The organism is Lonsdalea iberica (assembly GCF_002111585.1).
Classification (GTDB): domain Bacteria; phylum Pseudomonadota; class Gammaproteobacteria; order Enterobacterales; family Enterobacteriaceae; genus Lonsdalea; species Lonsdalea iberica.
On the sequence record NZ_LUTP01000016.1, the window covers coordinates 26,070 to 38,198 of the forward strand.

The following is a 12,129-nucleotide window of genomic DNA, read 5'->3' on the forward strand; positions in this document are numbered from 1 at the left end:
TGATGATAGGTAACATAATGGAATTTATACACTTTATTATTGATTTTATTTTGCATATCGATGTGCACCTGGCCGAGCTGGTCGCGCAATACGGCGTTTGGATTTATGCGATCCTGTTTCTGATTTTGTTCTGTGAAACGGGGCTGGTGGTGACGCCGTTCCTGCCCGGCGACTCGTTGCTGTTTGTCGCTGGCGCGCTGGCGGCGTTGCCGGGCAGCGTACTGGATGTGCATCTGATGGTCGTACTGATGGTCATCGCGGCAATCTTGGGCGATGCGGTCAATTACACCATCGGACGGTTGTTTGGCGAACGATTGTTCCGTAATCCAAACTCACGGATTTTCCGCCGCAGTTATTTGGACAAAACCCACGCGTTTTACGCCCGTCATGGCGGCAAAACAATTATTCTGGCGCGATTCGTGCCGATTGTGAGAACATTCGCGCCGTTTGTGGCGGGGATGGGGCATATGACCTATCGGCATTTTGCCCTCTTCAATGTCGCAGGCGCACTGCTGTGGGTGTTGCTGTTTACCTACGCCGGCTACCTGTTTGGGGATTTGCCGATCGTGCAGGACAATCTTAAACTCCTGATCGTGGGTATTATCTTTGTTTCTATCCTGCCGGGCGTGATTGAATTTTGGCGTCACAAACGGTCGGCGACACGCCAGAATGTGAAATAAGAAAAAATTATTTTAACATTCGGTGTGACCAGTTTTTTATCCACAGTATCGGGTCATTATGGTTTAATGGGCGGCACTTACGGCTATGTTCACGTGAACCGCTATAAATGCCCATGTCGTATCCCGCCCTTGGCGGATGCGGCATCGCTTTGTCGGCTGCGTCAGCAGAACATTATCAACGCTGAGCAGCGTACTGGCCTGTGGCCAGGTTCAAGCAGAAAGGTTATCAATGAGCTGGATTGAACGAATTCTAAATAAAAGTCATATCACACCGACTCGTCGGGCCAACATCCCTGAAGGTGTCTGGACTAAATGTGATAGTTGCGGTCAGGTACTTTACCGCGCTGAGTTGGAACGTAATCTGGAAGTGTGTCCGAAATGTGACCACCATATGCGTTTATCCGCCCGTGCTCGTCTTCACGCTTTTCTGGATACAGAAAACACGGTTGAACTCGGCAGTGAACTGGAACCCAAGGATGTCCTGAAGTTCCGCGACTCCAAAAAGTATAAAGATCGTTTGGCTGCGGCACAGAAGCAGTCCGGCGAGAAAGATGCCATGGTGGTCATGAAAGGTACTCTCCACGGCATGCCTGTCGTAGGCGCGGCTTTCGAATTCTCCTTTATGGGAGGCTCGATGGCGTCGGTGGTCGGCGCGCGCTTTGTACGTGCGGTAGAGCAAGCGCTGGAAGACAACTGTCCGCTGGTCTGCTTCTCCGCGAGCGGCGGCGCCCGAATGCAGGAAGCGCTGATGTCGCTGATGCAGATGGCGAAAACCAGTGCGGCACTGGGCAAAATGCGCGAACGCGGCCTGCCTTATATCTCCGTGATGACGGACCCGACGATGGGCGGCGTGTCTGCCAGTCTGGCGATGCTGGGCGATCTGAATATCGCCGAGCCAAAAGCGCTGATTGGCTTTGCCGGTCCGCGTGTTATCGAACAGACCGTACGTGAGAAACTACCGCCGGGCTTCCAGCGCAGCGAGTTTCTGGTGGAAAAAGGTGCGATCGATATGATCATTCGTCGCCCTGAGATGCGTTACAAGCTGGCTACGATCCTCGCCAAGCTGACGAACCATCCGGAACCTCAGCCTGAAGTGGAAGAGCAGCGGCCGACCGCTTCGTCTGAATCACAGGATGAAGCCTAACCGATGACGTACGGGGAGCACGGTTGCGACGTGCTCCGTCGCTCCCTGTATCAATGAACCGTAAGTAAGCGAGCGGGTCTCATGGATAACCTTCAAACACCTAAAGCCACGTCGCCTTTGGCCACGTGGCTTTATTATCTGGAACACCTGCACACGCAGGCCATCGATCTTGGTCTGGACCGCATCACACAGGTGGCCGACTCTCTTCAATTGCGCCAGCCCGCCAACACGGTCTTTACCGTCGCAGGCACCAACGGTAAAGGCACCACCTGCCATACGCTGGAATCCATTTTGTTGGCCGCGGGGCTTCGGGTGGGTGTCTACAGCTCACCTCATCTATTACGTTACACCGAGCGTGTTCGCATTCAGGGCAAGGAATTGCCGGAAGCGATGCACAGCGAGGCGTTTGCCGTGGTGGAAGCCGGGCGCGATAACGTCTCTTTGACCTATTTCGAATATGGCACGCTGGCGGCGCTACAGCTTTTCAAGCAGGCGCAGCTGGACGTTGTGATCCTTGAAGTCGGTTTGGGCGGTCGTCTGGACGCGACCAACATCGTGGACTCGGACGTCGCCGTCGTGACCAGCATCGCCATCGATCATACCGACTGGCTCGGCCACGATCGCGAAAGCATTGGTCGAGAAAAAGCGGGGATCTTCCGTCACGGCAAACCGGCCGTTGTCGGCGAGCCGGATATGCCCGCGTCAATTGCAGGCGTCGCACAGGAGAGAGGGGCGAGTCTGCTGCGTCGCGATGTCGACTGGCGCTACGGGCTGGAAGAGGACGGCTGGTTTTGGGAAAACGTGCAGGGACGTCTGAGTCGCTTGCCTTTGCCGAATGTGCCGCTGCCGAATGCCGCCACGGCGCTGGCCGCGCTGAATGCCTCGCCGCTCGAGGTGAATGAACGCGCTATTCGTGACGGGCTGCGGGACGCGACCTTGCCGGGGCGTTTCCAGATCGTCGGCGACAAGCCCTTGCTGATTCTGGATGTGGCGCACAACCCGCATGCGGCCGCGTATCTGGCCGAACGCCTGGCGGCATTGCCTCCTCACGGCGTCGTCCGCGCCGTTGTCGGTATGCTGTCCGACAAAGATATCGCCAGTACGCTGGAACAGCTCAAGCCGCAGGTAGATGCCTGGTATTGCGCGCCGCTTGAAGGCCCGCGCGGCGCCAGCGCGAGCCTGCTGACTCAGTATCTGGACGGCAGCCGTCCGTATCCCGATGTAGTCTCCGCCTGGCGGGCGGCGATGCAGGACGCCACTGAGCGGGACGTGGTTGTGGTGTGCGGCTCCTTTCATACGGTAGCGCATGTGATGTCCGCGCTTGAAGAAGGAGCGGCGAATGGCGAGTAAATTTCAAAACCGTTTGGTCGGCACCGTCATTTTGGTCGCGCTGGGCGTCATCGTGCTGCCGGGCCTGTTGGACGGCAAGAAAAAACACTATCAGGACGAGTTCGCCGCCATTCCTCTGGTGCCGAAGCCGGAAGATACGCTGGAAGCGGAGTCGCTACCGCCGATCACTCAATCTCTGACGTCGCAGTCGCCGGACAGCGCGACGATGCCTAATGAGGATGACAGCGGCGAGGAGATTGAGGGCGACGATCATGCAGCGAATAGCGCTCCAGACACTGACGCGCCTCAGAGTGCCACGGCGCCTTCTGCCGCTCGGCCTTCCGCGCCATCGTCGACTCCGGTGATTCCGCCGCCGGTGAAAGCGGAGCCAAAACCCAAGCCGGAAGTGAAAGCGGAAGCCAAACCGAAGCCCGAGGTCAAACCTGCTCCTCGGCCTGTAGAGAATAAACCGGCAGCCGCGCCGCAGGCCCCGGCAGGGCAGGCTTTCATCGTGCAATTGGGCGCATTGAAAAATGCGGACAAAGTGAATGAGATTGTCGCCAAGCTGCGACTCTCTGGATTCCGTGCTTACACGGTGCCGTCTTCGCCCGTCTCCGGCCAGATTACCCGCATTTATGTAGGTCCCGACGCCTCGAAGCAGAAGCTACAGTCCTCGTTGAGCGAACTACAGCAGATCAGCGGGTTAAGCGGTCAGGTGAAAGCGGCGCATTAGCGCCTGATGGCGTCATGAGGAGGCCGGAGTGGCAGATAGCGTTGCGGGGAAAACCCGATGTTATCGCCTTTTTTCGGTATCTTCATGGCCCTTCAGCGGTTTTCTCGTTAGCCGATGGATTGACACATTTAGGGCGGAATTCCGGTACGCAAACGTTTTCTTTTTCTGATAGAATGCGCCGCGAACAGGATGAGCCGCGTATGTCGATGGTTATGGTTCTTTAAGTAGGATAGTTCATGGTTTGGGTGGATTACGTCATTATCGGCATTATTGGATTCTCGGCTCTGGTCAGTTTGATTCGAGGATTTGTCCGTGAAGCGCTCTCGCTGGTGACCTGGGGATGCGCGTTTTTCATTGCCAGTCACTACTATGGCTATTTGGCGGGGTACTTCTCCCGTTTTGAGGATGAACTGGTTCGCAACGGCATCGCTATCGCCATTCTGTTTATTGCGACGTTGATTGTGGGAGCCATCGTCAATTATGCGATCGGCTCCCTGGTTGAGCGAACCGGGCTGTCGGGCACCGATCGCGTGCTGGGCGTTTGCTTTGGCGCCTTGCGCGGGGTCTTGATTGTCTCTGCAATCTTGTTCTTTCTGGATACCTTCACCGGGTTTTCCCAGAGCGTCGACTGGAAGCAGTCCCAGTTGATCCCGCAGTTCAGCTATATCATCAGGTGGTTCTTTGACTACTTGCAAAGCACGTCGAGTTTCTTGCCGCGGCACCTCTAGTCGCGGTAGCGCTGATGAGGAAAAAACAACATGTGCGGTATTGTCGGTATCGCCGGCGTCACGCCGGTCAACCAGTCGATTTATGACGCGTTAACGGTGTTACAACACCGTGGGCAGGATGCCGCAGGCATCGTAACAATAGATGCTCATCACTGTTTTCGCCTGCGTAAGGCAAACGGTCTGGTCAAAGATGTTTTTGAAGCACGGCACATGCAACGCCTGCAGGGGAATATGGGGCTCGGCCATGTGCGTTATCCCACGGCGGGTAGTTCCAGCGCATCGGAAGCGCAGCCTTTCTACGTCAACTCTCCTTTCGGAATTACGCTGGCCCACAACGGCAACCTGACCAATGCACACGAGCTGCGTCAGAAGCTGTTTGAACAGGGTCGCCGCCACGTCAACACGACGTCTGATTCGGAAATTCTGCTCAATATTTTCGCCAAAGAACTGGACCGTTTTCAGCACTACCCGCTGGAGCCTGACAACATCTTCGCCGCCGTTGCCGCCATGCATCAGCAGATCCGCGGTGCCTATGCCTGCGTCAGTATGATTATCGGGCACGGCTTGGTGGCCTTCCGCGACCCCAACGGGATCCGTCCGCTGGTCATCGGTAAACGCACGCTGGAAGATGGGCGCAACGAATATATGGTGGCGTCCGAGAGTGTGGCGCTGGACACGCTGGGCTTTGAATTCCTGCGCGATGTGGCGCCGGGCGAGGCGATCTACATTACGGATAAGGGCCAGCTGTACACCCGTCAGTGCGCGGAAAATCCCAAACATCATCCGTGCCTGTTCGAGTATGTCTATTTCGCGCGCCCCGACTCATTTATCGACAAAATTTCGGTCTACAGCGCCCGCGTACGCATGGGGCAGAAGCTGGGCGAGAAAATCGCGCGCTGCTGGGAAGATCTGGATATCGACGTGGTGATCCCTATTCCGGAAACCTCGTGCGATATCGCGCTCGAAATCGCTCGCATCATTGATAAGCCATACCGCCAGGGCTTTGTGAAAAACCGCTATGTCGGGCGCACGTTTATCATGCCGGGACAGGAGACGCGGGTGAAATCCGTGCGTCGTAAGCTGAACGCCAACCGCGCTGAGTTCCGTGATAAAAACGTGCTGTTGGTGGATGACTCCATCGTGCGAGGCACCACCTCTCAGCAGATTGTCGAGATGGCCAGGGATGCTGGCGCCAAGCGCGTCTATCTCGCCTCCGCTGCGCCGGAAATTCGCTTCCCGAATGTTTATGGCATCGATATGCCGAGCGTAAACGAGCTGATTGCCCACGGAAGAGAAGTGGAGGAGATCTGCGAGCTTATCGGCGCCGACGCCTGATTTTCCAGGATCTCTCAGACCTGGTTGAGGCCGTACGCGACGACAATCCGGATATTACCCAGTTCGAATGCTCCGTCTTTAACGGCATTTATGTCACGCATGATGTGGATCAAGGCTATCTGGACTATCTTGAAGGTCTGCGCAACGACGATGCGCAGGTGCTGCGCAGCAAGAGCGAAGTCGAAGATCTGGAGATGCATAACGAAGGCTGACGGAACGCTTTACGTTTCCTTCAGTAAGGGAGTGCCTATCGGTACTCCCTTTATTTTTGCATCTTGCCAATCATGGACGGATGCGGCACAGTCTGCGCTGACGATGTGAATGCAGGTCTATCCTGTTTAAGGAAGGGTATGAAGCGACTGATTATTGGTATTTCCGGCGCCAGTGGGGTGATTTACGGCGTGCGCCTGTTACAGGTGCTGCAGCCGTTGGACGAAATAGAAACCCACCTGGTGATGAGCCCGGCCGCGCGACAGACGCTGGCTCTGGAAACCGATCTCAGCGTGCGCGATGTTCAGTCGATGGCGGATGTGGTGCACGATTGCCGCGACATCGCCGCCAGCATTTCTTCCGGTTCTTTCAAAACCGCCGGTATGGCGATTTTGCCGTGCTCCATCAAAACGCTGTCCGGCATAGCCCACAGCTATACCGATAGCCTACTGACCCGCGCGGCGGACGTGATGCTGAAGGAGCGACGTCCTATCGTGCTGTGCGTACGAGAAACGCCATTACATTTGGGCCATCTGCGATTGATGACCACGGCCGCTGAAATGGGCGCGGTGATTATGCCGCCGGTGCCTGCGTTTTATCATCGCCCGCAAACTGTGCAACAAATCATCGATCAGACCGTCAATCGCGTGCTTGACCAATTCGATATTTCCCTGCCGGAAGATCTGTTCACGCGTTGGGGTAGTGCTTAAGTGGTTAATCTATAACCAGAAAAAAATAACAATGCGTGAATGACGCAGTAGCCGATGCAGTGACCCGTCATGCCTTCTTATGTTGCATTGCTCTGTTTCGGTGCGACCATCTGCTTTGTTATGGTGCGAATTATTATTTCCCTCGTCTTTCCCTCGTCCAATCTGATGGTACACCACGGGTAATCAATTGATTAGAGAAGTGGAAAACCGCGTGTGACGCCCGTCGCGGGGCTATCAGACTCTCTCGATAAACTGGCATGAAAACTGCAGAGTTGAAGCCTGTACTACACACATGACTGGCACGATAGCGTTGGTGATTAAAAAGCATTCAAATCTGATCGTTCGTGTTGATGTTCCATCACTGGTGATAAGGGTAACTCGATGAAAAGCGGATTGAAATTTTTACCTTTGGCGTTAATTTTAGCGGCAGGCTCCGCCTTCGCGGCCATTCCGAAGGAGATCAAGATCGGTACGGATCCAACTTATGCGCCGTTTGAATCCAAAAACGCCAGCGGCGAACTGATAGGGTTCGATATCGATCTGGCAAAAGAGATGTGCAAGCGCATGGAAGCCAAGTGCACGTTCGTTGAAAGCGACTTCGATTCACTGATCCCGTCGCTGAAGGCGAAGAAGATTGACGCCATCATCTCTTCACTCTCTATTACGCAAAAACGTCTGCAGGAAATCGCGTTTACCGAAAAACTCTATGCCGCCAACGCGCGCCTGATCGCCGCCAAAGGCTCCCCGATTCAGCCTACGTTGGACGCTCTTCGCGGTAAACGCGTCGGCGTCTTGCAGGCTTCCACTCAGGAATCGTACGCTAACGTTCACTGGCAGCCGAAGGGCGTGGATGTCGTGGCTTATCAAAATCAGGATCTGATCTACGCCGATCTCGTGGCGGGCCGTATTGATGCCGCGTTCCAGGATGAAGTCGCCGCGAGCGAAGGCTTCCTAAAACAGGATGCGGGTAAAGACTACGCCTTTGCCGGACCGGCGGTGAAAGACAACGCGCTGTTCGGCATCGGCACCGGCATGGGATTGCGCAAGGATGAAACTGAGCTGAAAGCCGCGTTGGACAAGGCTTTCGAATCTATGCGCAAAGACGGAACCTACGACACCCTGGCGAAGAAATATTTTGATTTCAATGTTTATGGCGACTAATTGCCACGAATACGACGTCTGCCTGTGATGCAGGCAGACGGTCTGCTTTCTCTGGAACGGATATCACTGATGCTGCATGGCTACTCTGAACTCATCATCGAGGGTTCACGCCTGACGTTGCAACTGGCCGTCTGCTCGTTGCTGCTCTCGCTGGCGATCGGGCTGGTCGGCGCCAGCGCCAAGCTTTCCTCCCGCCGGCTGCTCTCCGGCGTGTTCACCGGCTATACCACTTTGATTCGCGGCATCCCCGATCTGGTTTTGATGCTATTGATTTTCTACGGATTACAGATTGTGCTGAACGACCTGACGGAAATCATTGGCATGTCGCAAGTCGATATCGATCCGATGGCTGCCGGTATCATTACGCTGGGCTTTATCTACGGCGCCTATTTTACCGAGACCTTTCGCGGCGCTTTTCTCGCCGTTTCACGCGGAGAGATTGAGGCAGCCGTGGCCTTCGGCTTCACACCGCTGCAAGTCTTTCGACGCATTATGTTCCCGTCGATGATGCGCTTTGCGCTGCCGGGGATCGGCAACAACTGGCAGGTGATTCTAAAAGCCACGGCGCTCGTCTCCCTGCTGGGGCTCAACGATGTCATCAAAGCGACGCAGCTCGCGGGGAAGGGCACGCATGAGCCGTTCTATTTCGCGATGGTCGCTGGAGCGATGTACCTGATTTTTACCACTGTCTCCAATGGCGTGCTGTGGTGGTTGGAACGACGCTATTCGCAGGGAGTGAAAAAAATTAATTATGAGTGAGATCCTGCAACAATACTGGCAATCCTTGCTGTGGAGCGACGGTTATCGTATGACCGGGCTGGCGATGACGCTGTGGCTGCTGATTATCTCGGTCGTTATTGGCGGGGCCATGGCCATTCCGCTGGCGATCGCACGCGTATCGTCACGGCGACGTTTCTGGCTGCCGGTCTGGACCTTCACCTACATTTTCCGCGGCACACCGCTGTATGTTCAGCTGCTGGTGTTCTACACCGGGGTTTATAGCCTGGAAATCGTTCGCGGAACGGACATGCTGAACGCCTTTTTCCGTAGTGGAATGAACTGCGCTGTCCTGGCGTTGGCGCTGAATACCTGCGCTTATACCACCGAGATTTTCGCGGGCGCCATTCGCTCTATTCCCAGCGGCGAAATCGACGCGGCGCGGGCCTACGGCTTTTCCCGCTTCAAGCTGTATCGCTGCATTATTTTGCCCGGCGCACTGCGCATCGCGCTGCCGGCGTACAGCAATGAAGTGATTTTAATGCTGCACTCAACGGCGCTGGCTTTCACCGTGACGGTGCCGGACATTCTGAAAATCGCCCGTGACATCAATGCCGCCACCTATCAGCCGTTTTATGCCTTCGGCATCGCGGCTGTCATGTATCTCGCGATTTCGTTCGTGCTGATTGGCCTGTTCCGCAGAGCGGAACGCCGCTGGTTACGTCATCTACATACCCGCGGCACTCACTAAAATGCAGGAAAAGAACATGCAGGACACCAAACTGGTGGTTACCGAACTCCATAAGCGCTATGGGGAGCACGAAGTACTGAAAGGAATCTCATTACAGGCCAGGGCGGGTGATGTTATCTCAATTATCGGCTCATCAGGGTCGGGTAAAAGCACGCTGCTGCGTTGCATCAATTTCCTCGAGCGGCCTTACGAAGGGTCCATTCATGTCAACGGACAGGAAATCCGGATGGTGCGTGATAAAGACGGTCAGCTGAAAATATTCGATAAAAAACAACTCCAGCTGTTGCGGACGCGCTTAACTATGGTATTTCAGCATTTCAACCTGTGGAGCTTCATGACGGCACGGGAAAACGTCATGGAAGCGCCCATAAAGGTGCTGGGACTGAGCAAGGTCCAAGCCCGGCAACGGGCTGAGTTTTATTTGAATAAAGTGGGGATGAGCGGCGCGTCGCAGGATCGCTATCCGGCCGACCTCTCCGGCGGACAGCAGCAGCGGGTGTCTATCGCCCGCGCGCTGGCGATGGAGCCGGACGTGCTGCTGTTTGATGAGCCAACATCGGCGCTGGATCCTGAACTGGTGGGCGAGGTGTTGCGCATCATGCAGCAACTGGCGGAAGAGGGGAAAACGATGGTGGTGGTGACGCATGAAATGGAGTTTGCCCGCCACGTCTCAAACCATGTCATTTTCCTGCATCAGGGCGTAGTGGAAGAAGAGGGGACGCCGGAGCAGCTGTTTGGCAACCCGCAAAGTCCGCGCCTGAAGCAGTTTTTGTCAGGCGCGTTGAAGTAGCCGCGTTTGGAGTCTGTGGCTTCAGCCGGTATGGTTGATCAGATTATCGATCGCTTCATCCAGCTCGAAGAAGCGAAAGCCGAAGCCGGCGCTTTCCAGCCGCTGGGGAACGGCGCGTTGTCCGTCGAGGATCAGCGTTGCCGCTTCTCCCATCATCAGCTTCAGCGCGAAAGCTGGCGCGCGTAGTATGCCTGGTCGATGCAGCACATGAGCCAGGATCGCGCTGAACTTCTCGTTTCGCGCTGGGTAGGGCGAGCAGAAGTTGAAGGGGCCGCGTAACTCGGGGGACTCCAGCAAATAAAGTATACCGTTCACCATATCGTCGATATGAATCCAGGCCATGTACTGCTTTCCTGATCCCATCGGTCCGCCTAATCCCAATCGGAAAATCGGCAGCATTTTCGCCAGCGCTCCGCCCTCGGTGGACAGGACGATGCCTGTGCGTACTAGGCAGACGCGTGTTTTGTCGCTTTCAGCCGCCTGAGCCAATGCTTCCCAACGAGCGCACAGGCGGTGAGTAAACTCATCGTGCGGGGTTTCATCCTCGGTCACCAGAGCCTGTCCCTGATTGCCGTAAAAACCTACGGCTGAACCTGAAATCAGTACCGAAGGGGGCGCCGTGCTGTTCTTAATCAGCGTCGCCAACTGCTCGGTCAGTTTCCAGCGGCTTTGGCAGAGCCGCTCTTTCTGTTCCGGCGTCCAACGTTTGTCGGCAATCGGCGCACCGGCCAGATTGATGACGGCATCGAACTCATCCAACGACGTTTTGCCTTCCAGACTGGGCCAGTAATTGACCTGATCGCCCAGAGCGTCTCGCGCTTTTTCCGGACTGCGGGTCAGCACGGTAATTGTATGTGAGAGCGTCAGTAGCCGCTGAATCAGATACCGGCCGATAAGCCCGGTTCCGCCTGTGATTAAAAGTCGCATTTTAAAGCCTCGCTGCATGTCGAAATGAGGTCATCGCCGTAACCGACAAAAGATCATCTAATGTTAAGTATAAGGGACCATGCTCTTTTTGCTGCCGTACTCGGCGATATAACAAGGCTCATCGCATGCTTTTAGCGCTATCGAGTTTAAGAGTGAGTGAATCGTCAAATTTTGGCGTTATTAGCCGCTAAGCATCATGGGGCTTTTTGGTAAACTCATCGTCAGAACAGTTTACGATCCTTTGGGAGTACGCTATGAAACTCATGTTTGCCTCCGATCTGCATGGCTCGCTGGCCGCCACGGAAAAAGTGCTGGAAACTTTCGAACAATCTGAAGCACGCTGGCTGATACTGCTGGGCGATTTTCTGAATCATGGCCCACGTAATCCGCTGCCGCAAAACTATCAACCTGCGCAGGTGGCCACACGTCTGAATGCGTATGCGTCCCGCATTATCGCCGTACGCGGTAACTGCGACAGCGAAGTCGATCAGATGCTGCTGCATTTCCCTATCACCGCGCCCTGGCAGCAAGTGCTATTGCCAACGAACCGGCTCTTCCTGACTCACGGACATCTGTATAATCCAGACCAGCAGCCGCCATTAAATAATGGCGATGTGCTGGCTTACGGCCATACGCATATCCCTCAGGCGGAACGTCGTGGAGAGATTTACTGTTTCAATCCCGGTTCCGTCAGCCTGCCGAAAGGCGGTTACCCGGCCAGCTACGGTCTGTTGGACGCAGGGGTGTTGAAGGTTGTGCCTTTGGAGGGGGGTGACCCTATTGCGCAGGTGGCGATTACAAACTAATTTAGCTTTACGCTGCTTAAAGGTCGTGGTGGCGTTAGCACCGTAGGTCTGCGTGCTGTTGAGACCAGACCGTATTTTCATGCCTGGCTGTAAGAAAAATCATGTGTG

General features: G+C 55.2%; 12 protein-coding genes and 1 pseudogene. 12 read left to right on the plus strand and 1 reads right to left on the minus strand.

The features are described 5' to 3' along the window. Positions 1 to 17: 17 nt before the first annotated feature. The 11 genes and pseudogenes from AU511_RS08290 (at position 18) to hisP (ending at position 10,288) form a co-directional block, all read left to right on the plus strand. Complete coding sequence (locus AU511_RS08290; protein WP_094101538.1) at positions 18 to 680, plus strand: DedA family protein; 663 nt, start codon at positions 18 to 20, stop codon at positions 678 to 680. 229 nt (positions 681 to 909) lie between these two features. Further along, positions 910 to 1,824: an acetyl-CoA carboxylase, carboxyltransferase subunit beta gene (gene accD / locus AU511_RS08300; protein WP_094101537.1), complete on the plus strand. Its 915-nt coding sequence runs from the start codon at positions 910 to 912 to the stop codon at positions 1,822 to 1,824. A gap of 81 nt (positions 1,825 to 1,905) precedes the next feature. After that, positions 1,906 to 3,174 carry a bifunctional tetrahydrofolate synthase/dihydrofolate synthase gene (gene folC / locus AU511_RS08305; RefSeq protein ID WP_094109361.1) on the plus strand — a complete coding sequence of 423 codons (1,269 nt, stop codon included), beginning with the start codon at positions 1,906 to 1,908 and terminating at the stop codon, positions 3,172 to 3,174. Then, on the plus strand, positions 3,164 to 3,886 hold the full coding sequence (dedD, locus tag AU511_RS08310) for a cell division protein DedD (RefSeq protein ID WP_094109362.1): 723 nt from the start codon (positions 3,164 to 3,166) through the stop codon (positions 3,884 to 3,886). The genes folC and dedD overlap by 11 nt, the downstream gene beginning before the upstream one ends. A gap of 236 nt (positions 3,887 to 4,122) precedes the next feature. Continuing rightward, positions 4,123 to 4,614, plus strand: coding sequence for a colicin V production protein (gene cvpA / locus AU511_RS08315; protein ID WP_094101534.1), 492 nt, complete (start codon positions 4,123 to 4,125; stop codon positions 4,612 to 4,614). 30 nt (positions 4,615 to 4,644) lie between these two features. Next, positions 4,645 to 6,161 (plus strand): annotated as a pseudogene (gene purF / locus AU511_RS08320) (amidophosphoribosyltransferase). A 138-nt stretch (positions 6,162 to 6,299) separates the two neighbouring features. After that, entirely contained in the window at positions 6,300 to 6,869 is a 570-nt protein-coding gene (locus tag AU511_RS08325; protein WP_094109363.1) for a UbiX family flavin prenyltransferase, read from the plus strand. A gap of 381 nt (positions 6,870 to 7,250) precedes the next feature. Further along, positions 7,251 to 8,030 (plus strand): lysine/arginine/ornithine ABC transporter substrate-binding protein ArgT, encoded by a 780-nt coding sequence (argT, locus tag AU511_RS08330; protein ID WP_094101532.1) that lies wholly within the window; start codon positions 7,251 to 7,253, stop codon positions 8,028 to 8,030. Between the two features lie 69 nt (positions 8,031 to 8,099). Further along, positions 8,100 to 8,789: a histidine ABC transporter permease HisQ gene (locus tag AU511_RS08335; protein WP_094101544.1), complete on the plus strand. Its 690-nt coding sequence runs from the start codon at positions 8,100 to 8,102 to the stop codon at positions 8,787 to 8,789. Continuing rightward, positions 8,782 to 9,498: an ABC transporter permease gene (locus AU511_RS08340; RefSeq protein WP_094109364.1), complete on the plus strand. Its 717-nt coding sequence runs from the start codon at positions 8,782 to 8,784 to the stop codon at positions 9,496 to 9,498. The genes AU511_RS08335 and AU511_RS08340 overlap by 8 nt, the downstream gene beginning before the upstream one ends. A 16-nt stretch (positions 9,499 to 9,514) precedes the next feature. Then, positions 9,515 to 10,288 (plus strand): histidine ABC transporter ATP-binding protein HisP, encoded by a 774-nt coding sequence (gene hisP / locus AU511_RS08345; protein WP_094109365.1) that lies wholly within the window; start codon positions 9,515 to 9,517, stop codon positions 10,286 to 10,288. Between the two features lie 21 nt (positions 10,289 to 10,309). Here hisP and AU511_RS08350 read toward each other — a convergent pair whose 3' ends face one another. Next, positions 10,310 to 11,215 carry a TIGR01777 family oxidoreductase gene (locus AU511_RS08350; RefSeq protein ID WP_094109386.1) on the minus strand — a complete coding sequence of 302 codons (906 nt, stop codon included), beginning with the start codon at positions 11,213 to 11,215 and terminating at the stop codon, positions 10,310 to 10,312. Between the two features lie 254 nt (positions 11,216 to 11,469). Here AU511_RS08350 and yfcE point away from each other — a divergent pair, with 254 nt between their 5' ends. Beyond that, positions 11,470 to 12,021, plus strand: a complete 552-nt coding sequence (gene yfcE / locus AU511_RS08355) for a phosphodiesterase (RefSeq protein ID WP_094109366.1) — start codon at positions 11,470 to 11,472, stop codon at positions 12,019 to 12,021. The last annotated feature ends 108 nt before the right edge of the window (positions 12,022 to 12,129 follow it).

Coding starts and splice junctions, on each gene's coding strand:
- AU511_RS08290 (WP_094101538.1), top strand. CDS start 18: ATGGAATTTATACACTTTATTATTGATTTTATTTTGCATATCGATGTG.
- accD (WP_094101537.1), top strand. CDS start 910: ATGAGCTGGATTGAACGAATTCTAAATAAAAGTCATATCACACCGACT.
- folC (WP_094109361.1), top strand. CDS start 1,906: ATGGATAACCTTCAAACACCTAAAGCCACGTCGCCTTTGGCCACGTGG.
- dedD (WP_094109362.1), top strand. CDS start 3,164: ATGGCGAGTAAATTTCAAAACCGTTTGGTCGGCACCGTCATTTTGGTC.
- cvpA (WP_094101534.1), top strand. CDS start 4,123: ATGGTTTGGGTGGATTACGTCATTATCGGCATTATTGGATTCTCGGCT.
- AU511_RS08325 (WP_094109363.1), top strand. CDS start 6,300: ATGAAGCGACTGATTATTGGTATTTCCGGCGCCAGTGGGGTGATTTAC.
- argT (WP_094101532.1), top strand. CDS start 7,251: ATGAAAAGCGGATTGAAATTTTTACCTTTGGCGTTAATTTTAGCGGCA.
- AU511_RS08335 (WP_094101544.1), top strand. CDS start 8,100: ATGCTGCATGGCTACTCTGAACTCATCATCGAGGGTTCACGCCTGACG.
- AU511_RS08340 (WP_094109364.1), top strand. CDS start 8,782: ATGAGTGAGATCCTGCAACAATACTGGCAATCCTTGCTGTGGAGCGAC.
- hisP (WP_094109365.1), top strand. CDS start 9,515: ATGCAGGACACCAAACTGGTGGTTACCGAACTCCATAAGCGCTATGGG.
- AU511_RS08350 (WP_094109386.1), bottom strand. CDS start 11,215: ATGCGACTTTTAATCACAGGCGGAACCGGGCTTATCGGCCGGTATCTG.
- yfcE (WP_094109366.1), top strand. CDS start 11,470: ATGAAACTCATGTTTGCCTCCGATCTGCATGGCTCGCTGGCCGCCACG.